This is a genomic window from Microbacterium sp. BWR-S6Y (genome assembly GCF_041379845.1).
GTDB classification, from domain to species: domain Bacteria; phylum Actinomycetota; class Actinomycetes; order Actinomycetales; family Microbacteriaceae; genus Microbacterium; species Microbacterium hydrothermale.
Map to the genome: position 1 here is coordinate 235,828 of NZ_JBFECV010000007.1, position 19,367 is coordinate 255,194.

Genomic DNA, 19,367 nt, shown 5'->3' on the forward strand with positions numbered 1-19,367 from the left:
TCGGAGGCGGTGGATACGGTGAAAGGCATGACCACGACGCTCCGTCGCGCCGACGCGCGCCGCATCGCCCTCGCCGCGCAGGGCTTCTCGCGCCCCCGGCCCGAGACGGTCGGCACGCGCCAGATCACCGCGACGCTGACGCGCATGCGCATCCTGCAGATCGACTCCGTCAACGTCTTCTCCCGGTCGCACTACATGCCGCTGTTCGCCCGCCTCGGGGCATACGACACGTCCCTGCTCGACGCCCTCGCGTTCTCCCGTCGGCCGCGCTGGGTGGAGTCGTGGGCGCACGTGGCGTCGCTCGTCCCCGCCGACGACTGGCCGCTGCTGCAGTTCCGTCGCGACGACCTGCGTCGCAAGTACGGCGACGACGACTGGGCGCAGGCCCACCGGCCGCTGCTGCAGTGGCTCCGCGACGAACTCGCCGACCGCGGACCGCTGCGCCCGGCCGAGATCGACCACGACGCGCGCAGCGGCTCGCGCGGGTCCTGGTGGGGGTGGGACGACGTCAAGAACGGCCTCGAGCGCCTGTGGCTGTTCGGCGAGGTCGCGATCGCGGGGCGCCGCGGGTTCGAGCGGCGGTACGCAATGGCATCCGACGTCCTTCCGCCCTCGGCTCTCGAGACGGCTGTTCCCCGACAGGATGCCATCACCGAACTCGTGCGCCGAGCCGCGCGGGCCTACGGGGTGGCGACGGCGGCCGACCTCGCCGACTACTGGCGCATCCGCGACCGCCCCGCGGTGCTCGCCGCGATCCGGGACCTCGTCGACACGGGCGAGCTCCAGCAGGTCGAGGTCGAGGGGTGGAGCGTCGCCGGACGCCCGGCGAAGGCCTGGCTGCACCGCGACGCCGCCCGTCCGCGGCGGGTCGACGCCGCCGCCCTGCTCACGCCGTTCGATCCCCTCGTGTGGTTCCGCGACCGGGCGGAGCGCCTGTTCGACTTCGACTACCGGATCGAGATCTACACCCCCGCCCCGCAGCGCCGATTCGGCTATTACTCGCTCCCCGTCCTCGTGGGCGACGACGTCGTCGGGCGGCTCGACCTCAAAGCCGACAGGGCGGGCTCCGCCCTCCGAGTGCAGTCGGCGTGGTGGGAGCACGGCGCCCCCGCGGATGCCGCGGAGCGCGTGGCTGCCGAGCTGAGAACCGCCGCGAGGTGGCAGGGCCTCGCGCGGGTCACGGTGGCGCGGTGGGGAGACGCCAGCGATGCGATCGCCGGCGCACTCTCGGCCGCGCGGCACGAGCACCCCGACGGGCGCTCGAACTGAGAGGCGCCCCCTCCGATCGGCGGAGGGGGCGCATCACGGGGTGCGTCAGAACTGCACGCGAGGCGGCTCGGAGATCGCGGCTCCGTCGATCACCTCGAAGAACTCGCGCTCGTGGAATCCGAGCTGACGCGCGAACAGGTTGTTCGGGAATACCTTGATCTTGGTGTTGAGCTCGCGCACGCCGCCGTTGTAGAAGCGGCGCGACGCCTGGATCTTGTCCTCGGTGTCGACGATGGCCTGCTGCAGCTTGAGGAAGTTCTGGCTCGCCTGCAGCTGCGGGTACGCCTCCGCCACCGCGAACAGCGACTTGAGCGCCTGCTGCATGTGCCCCTCGGCGATGCCCGCCTCGGCGGGGCTCTCGACGTTCAGGGTCTCGGCGCGGGCGCGCGTGACGTTCTCGAAGACCGCCTTCTCGTGCGCCGCGTAGCCCTTCACCGTCTCGATGAGGTTCGGCAGCAGGTCGGCGCGACGCTTCAGCTGCACCGTGATGTCGCTCCACGCCTCGTCGACGCGCACGTTGAGGGCGACGAGGGCGTTGTACGTGGCCCACAGGTAGATACCGGCGATGACCAGGATGCCGACGATCACGATGACCGGTACGAGCCACTCCCACATAAGTCCCCACACTCCGTTCGAGAGGTTGCCCTTCAGTGTAACTGCGGGCCCGACGGCGCCAGGGAGCCGGGCGGTGACTCTCAGCGGATGCGATGGATGCCGTACCCCCGGTCAGACTCGAACTGACACTGAAGCGATTTTAAGTCGCCTGCCTCTGCCATTGGGCTACGGGGGCCCGTGCTCCACCGTATCGCGGGTGGCCGCGCGTCCGTCTCGCGGGGCCCCTGACTCGTGCTGGGGCGCTCGACGTCGCCACGAGCGTCGAAACCGCGCCCGGACCCACGAAGAGCCGCCGCACCATCTCGACCGGGCGGCACCGGCAGGGCCGCACCGGCACGGAGATCCGGATGCCGCGACCCGACACCCCGTACCGGCGGATCGCGCAACAGCCCGACCCCGCGCCCCCGCGGCATCCGGGAACGACGAGACCCCCGCACCCTCACGGGGCACGGGGGTCTCGAAACGGACGAGGTTACTTCGCCGCGACGGGCTCGGCCTTCTTCTCGGCCGGGGCCGGGGCATCGGCCGCGGGAGCCGCCGGGCGAGGACGCGCCGCGAACTCCTCGAAGGCCGCACGCGGCTGCTGCACCGTCTCGAGCGAGACGACCTCACGGCCGTGGACGAAGTTCTGCACCCAGTCGCCGATGACGCGGAACTTGCGCTCCCAGGTCGGCATGGCCAGGCCGTGGTAGCCGCGGTGGGCGAACCAGGCGATCAGACCGGTCAGGGCAATGTTGCCCGACTGGAAGGCGCCGTTGTACAGCCCCAGGCCCGCGACGGCACCGAGGTTCTTGTGGTTGTACTGCTTGGGCTCCTCGCCCCGCAGCACGGCGACGAGGTTCTTCGCCATGAGCTTGCCCTGACGCACCGCGTGCTGGGCGTTGGGGACGCAGAAGCCGCCCACGCCGCCACCGGAGAGGTCGGGCACGGCCGAGACGTCGCCGGCGGCCCAGGCGCCCTCGACGATCTCTTCATCGGTGCCCACCCGCAGGTCGGGACGGGTGCGGATGCGACCGCGCTCCTCGACCGGGAGGTCGCTGCCGCGGACGACGGTGGGGTTCGCCATGACGCCGGCGGTCCAGATGATGAGGTCGGTGGGCAGCTGCTCACCGGTCGACAGCTCGACGACACCGTCCACGGCGCCCTTGACCTGCGTGTCGAGGTGCACGAACGCACCCTTCCTCGCGAGGTCGGCGAGAACCCACTCGCTCGTCTTCTGCGAGACCTCGGGCATGATGCGGCCCATCGCCTCGATGAGGTGGAAGTGCGTGTCGTCGAACGACAGGGTCGGGTACTGCTTCAGCAGCGACGACGCGTAGGCGCGGAGCTCGGCGAACACCTCGATACCGGCGAAGCCACCGCCGACGACGACGACGGTGAGGAGACGGTCGCGCTCGGGTCCGGCGGGCAGCACCGAGGCCTTGTCGAAGTTCGACGTCAGGCGGTCTCGGATGGCGACGGCCTCCTCGATCGTCTTCAGGCCGATCGCGTTGTCGGCGATGCCGGGGATCGGGAACGTGCGCGAGACGGCACCGGCGGTGACGACGATCTGGTCGTAGCCCTGCTCGAAGGTCTCGTCGCCCGCGATCGGGGTGATCGTGGCGGTCTTGGTCGCGTGCGAGATGCCCGTGACCTTGCCCGCGATGACCGTGGTGCGCTTGAGGTGGCGACGCAGGCCCACCACGACGTGGCGCGGCTCGATCTCGCCGGCGGCCACCTCGGGGAGGAACGGCTGGTACGTCATGTAGGGCAGCGGGTCGACGAGCGTGACTTCGGCCTCGCCTCGCCCGAGGAGCTTCTCGAGCTTCCAGGCGGTGTAGAAACCTGCGTAGCCCCCACCGACGATGAGGATTCTGGGCACGGTAGTGGTCACGATGGGAGGGACTCCTCGTTTGTGGTGCGGCTCGGCTCGCGGGAGGTGCGCGCCTGTCGGATTCGCCGGGCAGCAGCACTGACGCCGAGCGCAATCATTATAGCGGCCAGCGTGGCACCCCCGAGCGGCAGCGATCCGTAGAGCACGCTATCGCGTGACGGCAGCAGAGGCGAACCGGCTTCCGGCGCGGATTCCACGGGCGGAAGCGGCGGGATCTCGACGGGGCTCGCGGTGGGTTCCGGCGCCGGTTCCGCGTCGGCCCGGCGGTACAGCCGGATCCACTCCGTGAGGCTGCCGAGCGGGTTCTCGGCGACGGCCTCGACCCTTGAATTCGAGACCGCGCCCGCGGCATCCACCAGGCCGTATCCGTAGAGCTTGTCGGGCACGCTCGTCGCCCCCGCGGCGGGCTTCGCCGTCGCGATCAGGCGGTTCAGCACGTTGTTCGCGTCGAGCTCGGGGTGAGCCGAGCGCACGAGGGCGGCGATCCCGGCGACGATCGGCGCCGCGCCGCTCGTGCCGTTCCAGCCCACCAGCGTCCCGTCGGCCGAGACGCCGATCAGTCGCTCGCTCGGTGCGGACAGCCCGATCGTGATTCCCTGGGTCGAGGCACTGTTGCTGGCGACACCGTCGGGATCGACGCCGCCGACGGCGAGCACCCCCGGGATCGTCGCCGGAGCGCCGACGCGGTCGGTCCCGCTCCCCCGGTTGCCCGCCGCCACGACGACCACGACGTCGTGCTCGAAGGCGTACTCGAACGCGGTGTCCCAGCTGGTGTCCCAGTCGAGGGTGTTCGTGGTGAGCGAGAGGTTGATGACCGTCGCCCCGTTGTCGACCGCCCACGTCATCGCCTCGGCGATCTGCTGGGTGAAGGGCTTCGTGCTGGAGGCGCCGAACCCGACCGAGATGGACAGCAGCTCGGCCTCGGGCGCGACGCCGATCATGCCGCGACCGTTGCCCGTGCCCCGGGCCGCGGCCAGCGAGGCCACCCAGCTGCCGTGGTTGGCGTCGACCGCGCCCACGGGCGTGCGTCCGTCCGAGGAGCCGACGCCCGACACGTCGGTGCCGCCGGCGACCGCGCCGGTGAATTCCGTCGGCCCGCGACCGATCCCCGTGTCGATCACGGCGATGGTCTGCCCCGCGCCGCGCGTCGTCTTCCAGGCCTCGCGCACTCCGTACTGGTCGAGCCAGTACTCGGCGGCGCGCACCGAGTCAGTGGGGTCTTCGGGTACCGGGCCCGAGGTCGCCACCGGGGCGGCCGTCGCTCCCGTCATCATCGCCACGAGGACGACGGATGCCAGGGCGACGACGACCCGCTTCATCCGCCGGCCCCGGGGCTTTCGCACTCGCACCGCTCGGGCGACCAGGTTCCGCGCTCCAGGGCGCGGTCGCCGATCGGATTGACGCCCGGCCCCGCCGCCAGGGCGTGCCCGGCGAGGGCGTGCAGGCACTTGACCCGCGTCGGCATCCCTCCGGCGGAGATCCCCGCGATCTCCTCGGGCTCGCCGTGCACGGCGCGGTCGCGGAGATACGCCTCGTGGGCGCGGAGGTAGGCCTGCTGCAGCTCCTCGTCGGCGGCGAGGTCGTCGGAGAACTCCTTCATCACGTGGCCGGCCTCGAGCACCGACATCGCCGCGGTCGCCGCGGGGTGGGTGAGGTAGTAGAACGTGGGGAACGGGCTGCCGTCGTCGAGCCGGGGCGAGGTCGCCACCACGGTCGGGTTGCCGCAGACGCAGCGTGCGGCGATGCCGATGACCCCGCGCGGGACGCGCCCGAGCTGCGCCTGGAGAACGGCGAGGTCGGCGTCGGATGCGGGGGCGAGCGGTGCGGTAGTCATCCCTGCCAGGGTACCCGCCCTCTCCGAGACGCCGCCGGACGCAGCGGGCGGATCCCCACCCCGGGCGGGCGAGGGATGCCGCGCGCCGCGCGATCGGCGCGAGCGCGCGCGGCCCGACGCCGTGGAGAGCCCCACACCGGACGACCGGACACCGACGACGTCGCGTGCCGTCGCCGGGCGGGCGGCATCCGGTCGGGTTCTCGCGTCAGCCGGCCGGCGTCGCCGAGGGCGCCGGATCGGGGACGCCGATCTCGAGCGAGGGAACGGCCACCTGAGCGGCCCCCGAAGCGGCGACCGAACGCACGAGCTGCGCCATCCAGTCGGTGCGGGTCTGTCCCACGTCGCCGCTGACGTCGGCCTGCTCCTGCGGGGTGGCCGACGCGGGGAGGTCGTTGTCGATGAGGTAGACGACCTCGCCGGGGAACGTGTACCCGAGTCGCTCGCGTGCCTGGGTGCGGATGTAGGCCGGGTCGGACCATCTCTCGCGCTGCGTCTGCAGGTCGGCGACCTCCGACTGGCTCAGGGCGACGGCGTTGCGAAGGGCCTGGATCTGCTGGCGCTGATCCATATAGGTGCCCACGGTCGGAACGAGGACGAAGGTGCCGAGCACCACGAGGCCCAGCATGATGACCACGAAGCCCGACACGCGCACCTTGCCGAGCCACTCGCGCACGTCGACGCGGGGGGAGCTCGCCCGCGGCGCGGGGGGCGCTGACCGCGGGCCCTTCGCGGGAGGCTGCCGACGCGCAGACGCCGACTTCGCCGACGCCGACTTCGCGGGCTTCGACGTCGCCGTCGCACGGGCGGAGGGCGTCGGGCGGGGCGGCAGTGTCGGTCGTTCCACGTTCAGCCCCTCTCATCCGGCCGGTGCACCCGGCACCGGACCGGAGGCGAGTCTACGTCGCGCACCTCGGCGTTCCGGGAGGGCCACGCCGCGTCGACGGGGGAACCGCCCGCGCCCGGGAAAGACGGAGGAGGGGGAGCCCGCAGGCTCCCCCTCCTCGTGTCTCAGACGCTCAGCCCTTGAAACGGGGGAACGCCGAGCGGCCCGCGAAGACCGCGGCGTCGCCGAGGTCCTCCTCGATGCGGAGCAGCTGGTTGTACTTCGCGACGCGCTCGCTGCGCGCGGGGGCACCGGTCTTGATCTGACCCGCGTTGACGGCGACGGCGAGGTCGGCGATCGTGGTGTCCTCGGTCTCGCCCGAGCGGTGCGACAGCATCGAGGTGTAGCCCGAGCGGGTCGCCAGCGAGATCGCGTCGAGCGTCTCCGACAGCGTGCCGATCTGGTTGACCTTCACGAGCAGCGAGTTGGCGACGCCGAGGTCGATGCCCTGCTGCAGGCGCTTGAGGTTGGTGACGAACAGGTCGTCGCCGACGAGCTGCACCTTGGAGCCGATGGCATCCGTCAGCTTCTTCCAGCCGTCCCAGTCGTCCTCGGCGAGGGCGTCCTCGATCGTGACGATCGGGAAGTTCGCGACGAGGTCGGCGAAGTAGTCGACGAGCGTGTCGACGCTCCACTCCTTGCCCTCGACGGTGTAGACGCCGTCCTTGTAGAACTCGGTGGCGGCGACGTCGAGGCCCACGGCGATGTCCTTGCCGGGGGTGAAGCCGGCCTTCTCGATCGCGCGGATGAGGAAGTCGAGGCCCTCGCGGTTGCTGGGCAGGTCGGGGGCGAAGCCGCCCTCGTCGCCGAGACCGGTGTTGTAGCCGGCCGACTTCAGCTCGCCCTTGAGGACGTGGTAGACCTCGGTGCCCCAGCGCAGCGACTCGCCGTAGGTGTCGGCGCCGATGGGGGCGAGGAAGAACTCCTGGAAGTCGATGCCGTTGTCGGCGTGCTCGCCGCCGTTGATGACGTTGAAGAGGGGAACGGGCAGCAGGTGCGCGTTCGGGCCGCCGAGGTAGCGGAACAGGGGCAGGTCTGCGCTGTCGGCGGCGGCCTTCGCGACGGCGAGCGAGACGCCCAGGATCGCGTTCGCGCCGGTGCGCGACTTGTTGTCGGTGCCGTCGGTCTCGATGAGGATCTCGTCGATGATGCGCTGCTCGCTGGCCTCGACGCCCTCGATGGCGGGGCCGAGCTCGTCGACGACCGCGGCGACGGCCTTGAGCACGCCCTTGCCGCCGTAGCGGCTCTTGTCGCCGTCGCGCAGCTCGTAGGCCTCGAACGCGCCGGTGGACGCGCCGGAGGGGACGGCCGCCCGCTGGACGATTCCGTCGTCGAGGAGCACCTCCACCTCGACGGTCGGGTTACCGCGCGAATCCAGGATCTCGCGCGCGTTGACAGCCTCGATAAGTGCCACGAAGGACTCCTCGTTGGTTCTTGGGTGGAAGAGGGCGGAGCGTCGTCGGTCCGTCGTCGAGTCTAGTGACCCCGCCCGCCGACCGTGGGGACGGATGCCGTCGACGCCGTCCCGCGGGCGTCGTCCCGGTCCGGAGGGTCGGCGGACTCAGGGGGCGGGCGCGTCGGTCACGATCGCCACGGCCACCCCGTCCCACCCCTTGCGGTCGAGCGTCTGCAGCGCCGAGGCGTCGAAACGCGGATCTTCGCCGAGCATCAGGATGCCGCGGCGCGCGCCCTGCACCTTGGCATCCGCGGTCCCGGCATCGGCGACCTCTCCCCCGCGCACGACGTTGTCGAGCACGACGACCGTTCCGGGGCGACCGAGACGCGCGGCCCAGTCGAGGTAGATCTCGTTCGACTCCTTGTCGGCGTCGACGAAGACGAGGTCGAAGGGCGCGCCCCCGTCGAGGGTCGGCAGCACCTCGGTGCCGCGTCCGAGCAGGATGTCGACGCGATCGGCGACGCCGGCCCGCTCCAGGTTCTCGCGCGCGACGGCGGCGTGGGCGGGTTCGGCCTCGATGGTGACCACGCGCCCGCCATCGCCTACCGCGCGTGCGAACCAGATCGTGGAGTACCCGGCGAGCGTGCCGATCTCGAGGATTCGGCGAGCGCCGGCGATGCGCGCGAGCAGGTGGAGGAACTTCGCGTTCACCGGCGCGACCTCGATGGCGGGCATGCCGGCCTCGTGCTGCGCCCTCAGGGCGGCGTGGAGGGCGGCGTCGGCTCCGACGAGGGTGTCGGTCAGGAAGGCGTCGACGTCATCGTGGGTGGGCACCCTTCCACAGTGGCGGGCCGGCGCCCGCGGGTCAACGCTCGCCGCGCAGGTGGGCGCGGGTCATCTCGTCGTACTCCTCGTCGGAGAGGTCGTCGAAGCCCTTCGCCTCGACGCGGTCCGATCGCATCCATCGGATCATCAGGATGACGAGGATCGGCACGTCGGCGAACTCGGCGATGAACCAGATCATGTCGCCGGCGAGGTGCTGGTCGTGCAGCGGCGAGGGCCACCAGGCCGCCGCCTGGGCGGCATCCGGGATCAGATCCAGCACGGAGTCGTTCAAGCGCAGGAGCAGCCCCGGCACGGAGTCGATGAGCAGCTCGACGAAGGCGAGGAGGAACTCGATCGCGATGAAGGTCCCGGTGTGCATGGCGCCCAACGCCATCATCGGCAGCACCATCGCGAGTCCCACGAGGGGGACGACCACGCCGAGCGAGGCGTCGACGACGGGATCGACGCGCAGGATGCCGGCCAGCGGGGTGAGGAAGAGGCAGAACACCGCGGCGATGACGATGGTGGCGACCATCGCGTTGCCGAAGACCCGGGTCACGCGCGACGCGAGGACGCGCTCGCGCACCCGCGCGGGGACGAGGTCGAGGGGGCGACCCGCGGCGATGCCCGCGGGCACCGCGAAGATGAGCAGGGCGATCCGGGTCGAGAACGCCCAGCGCAGGTCGGCCGAGAAGGTCCCCAGGAAGCCGAGCTCGATCACGGCGTAGGGCAGCAGGCCGAGGGCGAAGAAGCCGATCGTGCGGCGCAGCGGCCAGGGCTCCCCTCGGCGACGCACGCGCCGCACGCCGAGAAGGTAGGCGACGGAGGCCGCGAAGATCGCGCCGAGGGCGATCGGATCGGCGCGCCAGGTGCTGAGGAAGAAGTCGATGGGAGGCGTGCCGGAAGAGTACGACCGCCGGCTATGGGTCCGCCGAGGGTGAGCGCAACTCCTGGCTTCCCTCGCGCGAGCCGCACGATCCCGGGAGCGTCACCGCCGGAAGCGACGAGATCTCAGGAGTTCGGCTCGGTCGGCGACGTGACCGCGTCCACGTCGAGCGCCGCGAGAACCGCGGGCAGAAGGGCCTCGGCGGTCCGGCGGTAGCCGAGGGCGCTCGGGTGGAAGCGGTCGACGCTGAACATCTCGTCCGGACGTTCCGCGAACACCGGCCCGACCGCGCGGGCCAGAGCGACGACCCGGCCGCCGGCGCGGTGCACCGCACTCCCCTGCGCCGCGGCCAGCTGACGGGACGAGCGCGCGGCGATCGCACGGAGCGGTTGCGGGATCGCGCGCAGCGTGCCGAGGTCGGGGCAGGTGCCCACCACGACCGGGATGCCGTCCGCCCGGAGGGCGCGTACGACGTCGGCGAGCTGCTCCGCGGCGCGTGCGGCCGGGATGCGGTGCGTCACGTCGTTGCCCCCGACGACGATCACCGCGATGTCGGCGCGGTACCCCGGGGGCAGTGACGCGAGCTGCGCGGCGAGGGCGGAGGTCTCCGATCCGACCACCGCGCCGGTGCGCAGCCGCACGGGGCGTCCCGCCGTGCGCGCGACGCCCTTGGCCAGGCGCGCGCCGAGCGTGTCGCGGCGGTGCCCCGCGCCCAGACCCGCGGCGATCGAGTCGCCCAGCAGCAGCAGGTCGACCGGCCGCCCCGGATGCTTCTTGCGCCGCCACACGCGGTCGGCGTCGAGCGCCTGCTCGCCGAGCGGCTTGCCGATGCGGCGGCGCGCGACGGCCGCCTGCCGGGTGAGCAGGGTCCGCGCCCCCATCGCTCCCGCGCCGAGGAGCGCGAGCGCGGAGGCGAAGGTCACGGTGACCGGACGACGCATGCTCCGATGAGACCGGCCCGCGGTGAACGCCGGGTGGACGTGCCGTGACGCCGCGGCGACGGCACCCTCCCGGCATCCGGTGTCCTCCGGATGCCGCGAACCCGGCGCCGCGCCTCAGCCCCTGTCGCTGCGGGCACTGCGCGCCCGCAGGACCATCGCGAGGACGAGCACGGCGACGGCCAGTCCGATGTCGAGGGCGAGGCCGGCGAGGAGTTCATCGCGGCCGGCGGCTCCCGTGAAGGTCACGATGCCGCCGATGACGATCACGCCGAACGACAGCGCGAGCTGCTGCGCGGTGCTGAACATCCCGCCCGACAGGCCCGCGGCCTCGACCGGCACCTCTCGCACGACGAGCTGCGTGAGCGGCGAGAAGATCAGCGCCTGCCCGATCCCCAGCACGATGAGCGCGGGCTGCAGCCACAGCCCGATCCCGCTCCCCCACGCGAGGCCCAGGGTCGCCGCCATCCCCAACAGCGCGACGATCTGCAGCGAGACGCCGAGCACGAGCGTCGCGTCGCCCAGCCGACTCTGCACGCGCGCCACCGCCAGCGACATACCCGCGAACACGACGGCGAAGGGCAGCAGGGCGAGGCCCGCCTGCAGAGAGCTCAGCCCGCCGGCCTCCACGGCACGCGGGAAGACGTACAGCAGCGCCGAGTACCCCGCGAAGAAGAGCGCGGCGGCCACCAGCCCGAGCTGCAGGGGGCGCAGGCGCAGAACGCTCGGCGGGAGCAGCGGGACGCGTCCCGAACGCTCGATCCCGTTCTGGTGCCGCCACATGGCGATGAGGGCGACCGCGGCGACGACCAGGGCCACGGCGACGGGCCACGACCAGTTCCACACGGGCCCGAAGGTGAGGGCGACGGAGGCGGCGAGGATGCCGACGGCGAGCGCCGCGGTACCGATGAGGTCGATCGCCACCACCTCGTGCGAGCGGGAGCGCGGTGCGAGCGGGGCGAAAGCGATGGCCCCCACCGCGATCAGGGCGACGACGACGAACACCGCCCGCCACCCTTCGACCGGTCCGAACGACAGCGCGGCGAGGGCGCCTCCCGCCACCTGGCCGACGGCGGCGCCGATCCCGCCGCTCGCTCCGAATGCCGCGATGGCGCGGGTGCGCGCGGCTCCCCGCGAAGTGGCCTGGATGGTGCCGAGCACTTGCGGGGTGCACAGCGCCGCCCCCACGCCCTGCACGACGCGCGCCGGGATGAGCGTCTCGATCGAGGGGGCGAGGGCGCACGCGATCGCCGAGACCAGGAAGAGCCCCATCCCGAGCGTGTACAGGCGGTGCCGCCCGAAACGATCGCCGAGTCGACCGCCCAGGATCAGCAGGACCGCGAACGGGATGCCGTAGCCGGCGATGACGAGTTCGAGCGCGACGTCGCCCGCCCCGAACCGTTCGCGCAGCGTCGGCAGGATCACCGTGACGGCGTTGAAGGCGAACGTGCCGGCCCCGGGCCCGAGGAGGAATCCCACGTACCGCCACGTGGGGACGTCGGCGACGTCGGGGCGGATCGGTACCGGGGCGCTCCCGGTCGCGGGGTGTGCGGAGGTGGTCATGGTGCCAGCATGCGGGGACGTCGATCCTGGTACCAGGAGCCCCGTCATCCTGGTACCGAGAGCACTCCCTCCGCGGCGAACGGAGGCCGTGGTGCGCTCTAGGATCGCCGGAGGAGGATGCCATGACCCGGTCCGACGACACCCGCGCGGAGTTCGCGGGCTTCCTGCGCAGCCGTCGCGCGCGACTGCGTCCCGCCGACGTGGGCCTTCCCGACGGCACCCGGCGCCGCGTCGCGGGCCTGCGGCGCGAAGAGGTCGCCCAGCTCGCCGGGGTCGGACTCACCTGGTACACGTGGCTCGAACAGGGACGCCCGATCGCCGCATCGGCCCAGGTCGTCACGGCGATCGCCCGGGCCCTGCTGCTCAGCGACGACGAGCGCGACCACCTCTTCGCCCTCGCCGATCTCCCGTTGCCCGACCGGGCCGCGCGCATGTGCGTCGGGCAGACGCACCTCGACCTGCTCGAGAAGCTCCTCCCCTACCCCGCCGCCGTGCAGACCTCGCGGTTCGACATCCGCGCCTACAACCGCTCGTACCGCTTCCTGTTCGACGACCTCGACGAGATGCCCGACGAGCGACGCAACTGCGCCGTGCTGCTGTTCACCGATTCCGCGTGGCAGCACGCGCACGTCGACCTCGACCACGCGCAGCGGCGGATCGCGGCCCGCCTGCGCGCGGCCTACGGCCGCCACCACGAGGAGCCGTCGTGGCAGCGCTTCATCGGCGAGCTCGAGACGATGTCGCCGCGCTTCGGCGACCTCTGGCGTCTGGGCGACGTGGGCGGGGAGCGCAACGCGGCGAAGCACCTCGTGCACGCCCGCGTGGGCGAGCTGCACCTCGAGATGTCCAGCCTCTGGATCGACGAGGGCCTCGGGTCGCGAGTGGTGTGGTTCTCACCGCGTGACGCCGCCACCGCGTCCCGCTTGGAACGTCTCGCCGCCGAGAGCCCCGCCGAGTCCGCCGTCAGCACCGCCGCCTGAGGGTCGGTCCCGCGCGACCGTGCCGCCGGCGAAGCGGCGCCGAGCGCGCGAGGACTGATCGACCTCAGGAGAGCGGCTTGATCTCCAGGGTGTCGACGGTCGTGTCGGTTCCGACCGACGCGAACGAGGTGTACCCGTCCGCCGTCGAGCGCTCCAGCAGCGCCTTCATGTTCTTCGCCCGCTGCTCGACGCGCACACGCGCGCCCTCGCCGACGAGTCGCGCCTTGAGCGCGAGGAGACGGTCCAGCGGCACGTCGCGATCGTGCACGAGCACCACCGACCGCTCGCCGTCGGCATCCGCATCGGGCAGAAGGTCGACGATCCGCTCGAAGCCGATCGAGAATCCGACCGCCGGAACCTGCTGGCCGAGGAAGCGTCCGATCATGCCGTCGTACCGACCACCGCCGCCGAGGGAGTAGTCGACGCTCGGGTGGGCGAGCTCGAAGATCGTGCCGGTGTAGTACCCCATTCCACGCACGAGGAAGGGGTCGAACACGAGCGGCGCGTCCGCCCCGCGCGCGGCCGCGACGGTCTCGCCGAGCGCCACGAGGTGGGCGATGACCTCGTCCGGGATGCCGGCGGGCAGGGCCGCGCGGATGCCGGCGTCGTCGAAGGAGGGGGCGGCGGCGGGTCGGTCGAGGTAGGCCGCGAGGGCGTCGACGGCCGCGGCATCCGCCCCGCGGTCCCGCAGCTCGGCGACGACACCCGAGGGGCCGACCTTGTCGAGCTTGTCGATCGTGATGAGCACCCCCGGGCGCTCGTCGGACGCGAAGCCGAAGACGTCGAGCATCGCGTCGAGGACGCGGCGATCGTTCACCCGGATCGACCCGCCCTCGAGCCCGAGCGTGTCGAGCACGTCGAGGCTCGCGATCATCAACTCCGCCTCGGCGCGGGAGGTCGCATCGCCGATGATGTCGATGTCGCACTGCAGGAACTGGCGGTACCGGCCCTTCTGCGGACGCTCGGCCCGCCACACCGGGGCCATCTGGATCGCACGGAACACCGTGGGTAGCTGCGCCCGGTTCGAGGCGTAGAAACGCGCGAGGGGAACCGTGAGGTCGTAGCGCAGGCCGAGGTCGGCGAGGGCGGCCGGGTCGTCCGCGGCGGCGCGGATGCCCTCGGCATCCATCCCCCGCTTCAGGATGCTGAACGACAGCTTCTCGTTGTCCCCGCCGAGACCGGCGTGCAGGCGCCCGTACTCCTCCATGACCGGGGTCTCGATCTCGTCGAACCCGTGCGCGCGGTAGCGCTCGCGGATGACGGCGAGCACGCGCTCGCGACGGGCCTTGTCAGCGGGGAGGAAGTCGCGCATGCCGCGCGGCGGGTTCACGGATGCCACGTCCCCATTCTTCCAGGATCGGCCGGCGCCCCCGCGCGACGGCTGGACCCACCCGCCAAATCACACGTTCGGCGCGAGATCACGCTGTACGGCAGCGGCGCAACGTGCGACCTCGCGCCGATCGTGTGATCTCGCGGTACCGCCCGGGGCTCAGCCGGCGGCGGTCTCGGCTGCGCGCACGTCGGCGCCGAGGGTGCGCAGGCGCTCGCGCAGGGCGCGCTCGGCGTCCCACCCCCGCGAGCGGGCGAACTGCACGAGCGTCAGCAGGGCGTCTCCCAACTCGGCCTCGGACTCGGGATCCGCGAGGTGATGAGTGGGTGCCGACACCCCGACCTGCTCCGCCTTGCCGATCACCTTCTGCGCGAGGGCGAGCGAGGGCATGTGGTCGCTGACGCCGTCGAGCACGCTCGTGCGCTCGCGCTTCTCGGCGGCCTTCGCGGCGTTCCAGTGCACGAGCACCTCTTCGGGGGTGGATGCCACGGCCCCCGCGAACACGTGCGGATGCCGCCGCACCATCTTCTCGGTGAGCCCGCGCGCGACGTCGTCGATGTCGAACGGGTCGTCGGGGTCTCCGGCCGCGATCTCGGCGTGGAACAGCACCTGCCAGAGCAGGTCGCCGAGCTCCTCGCGCAGGTCGGCGCGCGTGCCCGCCTCGACGGCGTCGATCACCTCGGCGCTCTCCTCCACGAGGTAGGGGACGAGATCGCGATGGTCGATCCGCTGGGTCCAGACGCAGCGCTCCCGCACCGCGCGCATGGTCTCGGCGGCTTCCCTCAACGCGTCCTCGGTCACGGTGTCTCCCTCCCCGGCGGCGGAGCCGCTGTCCCGAGTATCCCCCGCGGGCCCGGTCCCGGGGACGCGACACAGCGCCCCCCTCGGCGACCGCGCGCCTGGCGAGTCCGAGGAGACACCGGATGCCGCCCTCCCCCGCCGCGGTCGACGTACCGCGTCACCTCGGAGGCGGAGCCCGCCGACGTCGCTCCTCCTCCCCGCGCGGCACCGCCCGCCCCGCGACGTCCCGGATACCCAACGCAGGACTTTTCCGCGCCGCTCCGGGAGGACCGGTCGAATCTCGCCGCGCTCCGCCTACGCGCCGGAGAAATTCCTGCGCACGGGAGCGGAGGACGGCGGGACGCCTCCCGCGTCATCTGCACGACACGCGACGCCGATAATCTGGGGCGTGTGCGTGAACTGACCCCGACTGAGGCCATCGACCTCGTGGGCCGCTTCGAAGCGGGCCAGGAGCTCCCCGAGCAGATGCGCGCCGACGTGCGCCTGCTCGGATCGCTCCTCGGCCGTGTGCTTCGAGAGAGCGGCTCCCCCGGACTGTACGACGACGTCGAGCGCCTGCGCTCGGCGACGATCCAGGCTTACACCGACGAGACGCCCGAGGCGTTCGAGCGGGCTGCGGCCATCGCCGACGGCTTCTCGATCGAGCGCGCCGACGAGGTCGCCCGTGCGTTCACGGCGTACTTCCACCTCGTCAACCTCGTCGAGGAGCACCAGCGCGTGCGCGTCCTGCGCGAGCGCGGCGACCGCCCCTCGCACTCGGGCACGCCCGACACGATCGCCGCCGCCTACGAGCGCCTCTCCAGCGAGGTCGGCGAAGAGACGGCTCTCGCGCGCCTGCAGGCTCTGCGGTTCCACCCCGTCTTCACCGCGCACCCGACCGAGGCGCGCCGCCGCGCGATCTCCACCAGCATCCGCCGCCTGTCCGAGCTCCTCGCCGAGCACGACGACGCCGCCGGCAACGACGCGAACGCGCGACGCGCCGAGCGCCGCATGCTCGAAGAGATCGACATCCTGTGGCGCACCGCCCCCCTCCGCCGCGAGAAGCCGTCACCGGTCGACGAGGTGCGATCGGTCATGGCCGTTTTCGACGAGACCCTCTACACGGCCGTTCCGCGCGTCTACCGCCGCATCGATGACATCCTGCAGGGCGAGAACGCCGGCGCCCGCGCCCCGATCGTGAAGCCCTTCGTGCGCGTGGGATCGTGGGTCGGCGGCGACCGCGACGGCAACCCGTTCGTCACGGCATCCGTCACCCGCAAGGCCGCCGCGATCGCCAGCGAGCACGTGCTCCTCGGCCTCGAGCGCACCACGCAGCGCGTGGGTCGCGGACTGACTCTGGATGCCGAGACCACGCCGCCCAGCGACGCTCTGCTCTCGCTGTGGCACCGCCTGCGCGCGGCCGACGAAGACGCGGCCGCCGAGATCGCGGAGCGCTCGCCCGACGAGCCGCACCGCCGCATCCTGCTGCTGCTGGCCCGCAAGATCGCTGCGACGCGGACGCGTAACGCCGACCTCGCCTATCGCGACCCGGAGCACCTGCTCGCCGACCTGCGCACCGTGCAGGATTCGCTGGTCGCGGCGGGAGCCGCGCGCCAGGCCTACGGCGCGCTGCAGCGACTGGTGTGGCAGGTCGAGACCTACGGCTTCCACCTCACCGAGCTCGAGGTGCGTCAGCACTCCGCCGTGCACCGCAAGGTCCTCGACGAGCTGCGCGCGGGCGGCGCCCGCAGCGAGCAGACCGAAGAGGTGCTCGAGGTCTTCCGCTCGGTCGCCTACGTGCAGGAGCGCTTCGGTCCTCGCGCCGCGGGCCGCTACATCGTGTCGTTCACGCAGTCGGCCGAAGACCTCGCGAACGTGCACGAGCTCGCCGCATACGCGATGGGCCCCGGGGAGACTCTCCCGGTCCTCGACGTCATCCCGCTGTTCGAGACGTTCGCCGACCTGCAGGCCGCTCCCGGCATCCTCGCTGAGATCGTCACCCACCCCTCGTTCGTCAGCCGACTGGATGCCACGGGCCGTCGCCTCGAGGTGATGCTGGGCTACTCGGACTCGTCGAAGGACGTCGGCCCCGTCGCCGCCAACCTCGCCCTGTACGAGGCCCAGGCGAAGATCTCCACGTGGGCGCAGAACGAGCGCATCGAACTCACGCTCTTCCACGGTCGCGGCGGAGCGCTGGGACGCGGCGGCGGACCCGCCAACTCCGCGATCCTCGCGCAGCCCCCGCACTCCGTCGACGGGCGCTTCAAGCTCACCGAGCAGGGCGAGGTCATCTTCGCCCGCTACGGCGACCCCGACATCGCGATGCGCCACATCGACCAGGTCGCGGCCGCGGTGCTCACGGCATCCTCTCCCTCGATCGAGCGCCGCAACCGCGGGGCCGCCGAGGCCTTCGCCGACGTCGCGCAGACCATGGACGTGGCCTCGCGCGAGCGGTTCTTCGCCCTCGTCAAGGCGCCGGGCTTCGCGCCGTGGTTCGCCACGGTCACGCCGATGGAGGAGCTCGGGCACCTCGCGCTCGGGTCGCGACCCGCTCGCCGGGGCCTCTCGGTCGAGTCGCTCGAAGACCTCCGCGCGATCCCGTGGGTGTTCTCGTGGACGCAGGCCCGCATCAACCTCGCCGGTTGGTTCGGCCTGGGGACCGCTCTCGAGGCGGTCGGCGACGAGCAGCGGCTGCGCGACGCCTACGAGCAGTGGCCGCTGTTCCGCACGATGATCGACAACGTCGCGATGAGCCTGGCGAAGGCCGACGAGCGCATCGCCCGCCGGTACCTCGCGCTCGGCGATCGCGATGACCTCGCCCAGCTCGTGATGGACGAGATGCTGCTCACCCGCTCCTGGGTCGAGCGCATCACCGGCGGCGACCTGCTCGGCAACAAGCCCATTCTCCAGCGCGCGGTCAAGATGCGCAGCCCCTACGTCGACGCGCTGTCGCTTCTGCAGCTCCGGGCCCTGCGCGCACTTCGCGATGCGGACGCCGAGAACCCGACTCCGGATGCCGAGCACCAGCGCCTGCTGCTGCTCTCGGTCAGCGGCGTCGCGGCAGGGCTGCAGAACACCGGCTGAGCGGCATCCGTCCGATCGACCGAGCGCCGGCTCCCCCGCGGGGGCCGGCGCTCCGTCGTGTTCGCGGTGGCCCGGCGGCGTGACCGCGACCGTCGCGCGGAGTCCGAGCCCGACACGCCGGGGTCTGCGCCTCGCACGGGGTCTCACGGGTCCCGAGTCCCCACGACGGAGCGGAATCGCCATGCGCCGCTGCGACGCCGGCGCGATCGAGGCGGCGGATCAGTCGAGGCGCCGGTCGGCGGCGTGGCGGGCGAGGCTGCGACCGTATCGCTCGGTGAGCTGCACCATGAGGTCGGGTGTCTCGCGATCGAGACCGAACACGTAGCCCGGGAAGTCCAACTCCTTCTGCGCCGCCCAGATCTCCTCGTGGCGATCCGGCGGCAAGATCCGAAGAGGATTACCCACCGCCACCCACGAGATCGGAACGATCGTCTCCGGAGGCAGGACGGTTCGCACGTGGACGACGGCGTTGATGCGGACTTCGCTACCGGCGCCGATCTCGGCGCCGTTGAACACCCGCGTGCCCGTCGCGAGGAACACCTCCTCCCCGACGTCAGCTCCCGCGATGCTCGCCATCGGCCCGATCAGCGTGTGCGCGCCGATGTGCACCGCGTGCGCCGAACTGGCGCGCACGAGGGCGTTCTCCATGACGATGGTGTTCTCCCCCAGGTGGATGGGGCTCCCCTCCGCGGTGATGACCGCCCCGTGGAGGATCTGACAGCCGCGGCCCACGGTCACGTCGCCGCTGATGACCGCCGTCGGCGCGACCACAGCGTCGGGGTGGATCCGTGGTTCCGATCCCAGGTGAGCGAAGAGCATCGTGCGGCGCGTCCTTCCCGTCGGTGGACGTCAGCGTAGTCACCGGGCCGACGGGCCGCGAGGCCTCCTGCTGGGGGTATGACGAAGCGCCGGCACGCCCCCATCGAACGTATGGGGGGCGTACCGGCGCCGACCACCCCCACAGCATGGGGGTGTCGCGAATGTGGGTGTAAATGCGAAATGGCCACCCAGCGTTGGGTGGCCATTTCGGTAAAGGAAGTCCGGCGGTGTCCTACTCTCCCACAGGGTCCCCCCTGCAGTACCATCGGCGCTGAGAGGCTTAGCTTCCGGG

The 19,367-nt window shown here is 72.0% G+C and carries 16 protein-coding genes and 1 tRNA gene; 3 read left to right on the forward strand and 14 right to left on the reverse strand.

All coding sequences use genetic code 11. The features are described 5' to 3' along the window. Positions 1-27: 27 nt before the first annotated feature. Positions 28-1,269: a winged helix-turn-helix domain-containing protein gene (locus AB1K56_RS15515; RefSeq protein WP_371206373.1), complete on the forward strand. Its 1,242-nt coding sequence runs from the start codon at positions 28-30 to the stop codon at positions 1,267-1,269. 45 nt (positions 1,270-1,314) lie between these two features. Here the strand turns inward: AB1K56_RS15515 and AB1K56_RS15520 are convergent, their stop codons facing one another. From AB1K56_RS15520 to AB1K56_RS15570, 11 genes are all read right to left on the reverse strand, one after another. Next, entirely contained in the window at positions 1,315-1,884 is a 570-nt protein-coding gene (locus tag AB1K56_RS15520) for a LemA family protein (protein ID WP_076676385.1), read from the reverse strand. A gap of 102 nt (positions 1,885-1,986) precedes the next feature. Then, positions 1,987-2,059: transfer RNA gene (locus tag AB1K56_RS15525), tRNA-Leu, on the reverse strand. Positions 2,060-2,356: 297 nt separating this feature from the next. Beyond that, positions 2,357-3,757 carry an NAD(P)/FAD-dependent oxidoreductase gene (locus tag AB1K56_RS15530; protein ID WP_371206374.1) on the reverse strand — a complete coding sequence of 467 codons (1,401 nt, stop codon included), beginning with the start codon at positions 3,755-3,757 and terminating at the stop codon, positions 2,357-2,359. After that, positions 3,754-5,076 (reverse strand): S8 family serine peptidase, encoded by a 1,323-nt coding sequence (locus tag AB1K56_RS15535; RefSeq protein WP_371206375.1) that lies wholly within the window; start codon positions 5,074-5,076, stop codon positions 3,754-3,756. Before AB1K56_RS15535 ends, AB1K56_RS15530 begins: the two co-directional genes overlap by 4 nt. Then, on the reverse strand, positions 5,073-5,591 hold the full coding sequence (locus tag AB1K56_RS15540) for a DUF501 domain-containing protein (protein ID WP_371206376.1): 519 nt from the start codon (positions 5,589-5,591) through the stop codon (positions 5,073-5,075). Before AB1K56_RS15540 ends, AB1K56_RS15535 begins: the two co-directional genes overlap by 4 nt. 205 nt (positions 5,592-5,796) lie before the next feature. Further along, complete coding sequence (locus AB1K56_RS15545) at positions 5,797-6,264, reverse strand: septum formation initiator family protein (RefSeq protein WP_371206377.1); 468 nt, start codon at positions 6,262-6,264, stop codon at positions 5,797-5,799. 343 nt (positions 6,265-6,607) lie between these two features. Next, the gene (gene eno / locus AB1K56_RS15550) at positions 6,608-7,888 is read right to left on the reverse strand and encodes a phosphopyruvate hydratase (RefSeq protein WP_371206378.1); all 1,281 of its coding nucleotides are present in this window, start codon (positions 7,886-7,888) and stop codon (positions 6,608-6,610) included. A gap of 147 nt (positions 7,889-8,035) precedes the next feature. Then, a complete protein-coding gene (locus AB1K56_RS15555; RefSeq protein WP_371206379.1) occupies positions 8,036-8,704 on the reverse strand; it encodes an O-methyltransferase in 669 nt (222 codons plus the stop codon). A gap of 31 nt (positions 8,705-8,735) precedes the next feature. After that, entirely contained in the window at positions 8,736-9,584 is an 849-nt protein-coding gene (locus AB1K56_RS15560) for a cytochrome c oxidase assembly protein (protein ID WP_371206388.1), read from the reverse strand. A 122-nt stretch (positions 9,585-9,706) separates the two neighbouring features. Further along, complete coding sequence (locus AB1K56_RS15565) at positions 9,707-10,522, reverse strand: SGNH/GDSL hydrolase family protein (protein ID WP_371206380.1); 816 nt, start codon at positions 10,520-10,522, stop codon at positions 9,707-9,709. 114 nt (positions 10,523-10,636) lie between these two features. Then, complete coding sequence (locus AB1K56_RS15570) at positions 10,637-12,082, reverse strand: MFS transporter (protein ID WP_371206381.1); 1,446 nt, start codon at positions 12,080-12,082, stop codon at positions 10,637-10,639. A 122-nt stretch (positions 12,083-12,204) separates the two neighbouring features. Between AB1K56_RS15570 and AB1K56_RS15575 the strand changes: the two genes are divergently transcribed. Beyond that, positions 12,205-13,062, forward strand: a complete 858-nt coding sequence (locus AB1K56_RS15575) for a helix-turn-helix transcriptional regulator (RefSeq protein ID WP_371206382.1) — start codon at positions 12,205-12,207, stop codon at positions 13,060-13,062. Positions 13,063-13,126: 64 nt separating this feature from the next. Here AB1K56_RS15575 and hisS read toward each other — a convergent pair whose 3' ends face one another. Both hisS and AB1K56_RS15585 read right to left on the reverse strand, forming a co-directional pair. Beyond that, complete coding sequence (gene hisS / locus AB1K56_RS15580; RefSeq protein WP_371206389.1) at positions 13,127-14,374, reverse strand: histidine--tRNA ligase; 1,248 nt, start codon at positions 14,372-14,374, stop codon at positions 13,127-13,129. Positions 14,375-14,551: 177 nt separating this feature from the next. Then, the gene (locus AB1K56_RS15585) at positions 14,552-15,157 is read right to left on the reverse strand and encodes a MazG family protein (protein ID WP_371206390.1); all 606 of its coding nucleotides are present in this window, start codon (positions 15,155-15,157) and stop codon (positions 14,552-14,554) included. 426 nt (positions 15,158-15,583) lie between these two features. Here AB1K56_RS15585 and AB1K56_RS15590 point away from each other — a divergent pair, with 426 nt between their 5' ends. After that, positions 15,584-18,256, forward strand: a complete 2,673-nt coding sequence (locus AB1K56_RS15590) for a phosphoenolpyruvate carboxylase (RefSeq protein ID WP_371206383.1) — start codon at positions 15,584-15,586, stop codon at positions 18,254-18,256. A 219-nt stretch (positions 18,257-18,475) separates the two neighbouring features. Here the strand turns inward: AB1K56_RS15590 and AB1K56_RS15595 are convergent, their stop codons facing one another. Further along, the gene (locus tag AB1K56_RS15595; protein WP_371206384.1) at positions 18,476-19,075 is read right to left on the reverse strand and encodes a gamma carbonic anhydrase family protein; all 600 of its coding nucleotides are present in this window, start codon (positions 19,073-19,075) and stop codon (positions 18,476-18,478) included. Between the last annotated feature and the right edge of the window lie 292 nt (positions 19,076-19,367).

Excerpts from the sequence above, each read along its gene's own strand:
- AB1K56_RS15565 (WP_371206380.1), bottom strand. The coding sequence starts at position 10,522 with ATGCGTCGTCCGGTCACCGTGACCTTCGCCTCCGCGCTCGCGCTCCTC.
- AB1K56_RS15515 (WP_371206373.1), top strand. The coding sequence starts at position 28 with ATGACCACGACGCTCCGTCGCGCCGACGCGCGCCGCATCGCCCTCGCC.
- AB1K56_RS15535 (WP_371206375.1), bottom strand. The coding sequence starts at position 5,076 with ATGAAGCGGGTCGTCGTCGCCCTGGCATCCGTCGTCCTCGTGGCGATG.
- AB1K56_RS15585 (WP_371206390.1), bottom strand. The coding sequence starts at position 15,157 with ATGCGCGCGGTGCGGGAGCGCTGCGTCTGGACCCAGCGGATCGACCAT.
- AB1K56_RS15540 (WP_371206376.1), bottom strand. The coding sequence starts at position 5,591 with ATGACTACCGCACCGCTCGCCCCCGCATCCGACGCCGACCTCGCCGTT.
- AB1K56_RS15520 (WP_076676385.1), bottom strand. The coding sequence starts at position 1,884 with ATGTGGGAGTGGCTCGTACCGGTCATCGTGATCGTCGGCATCCTGGTC.
- AB1K56_RS15575 (WP_371206382.1), top strand. The coding sequence starts at position 12,205 with ATGACCCGGTCCGACGACACCCGCGCGGAGTTCGCGGGCTTCCTGCGC.
- AB1K56_RS15570 (WP_371206381.1), bottom strand. The coding sequence starts at position 12,082 with ATGACCACCTCCGCACACCCCGCGACCGGGAGCGCCCCGGTACCGATC.
- AB1K56_RS15595 (WP_371206384.1), bottom strand. The coding sequence starts at position 19,075 with ATGCTCTTCGCTCACCTGGGATCGGAACCACGGATCCACCCCGACGCT.
- hisS (WP_371206389.1), bottom strand. The coding sequence starts at position 14,374 with ATGCGCGACTTCCTCCCCGCTGACAAGGCCCGTCGCGAGCGCGTGCTC.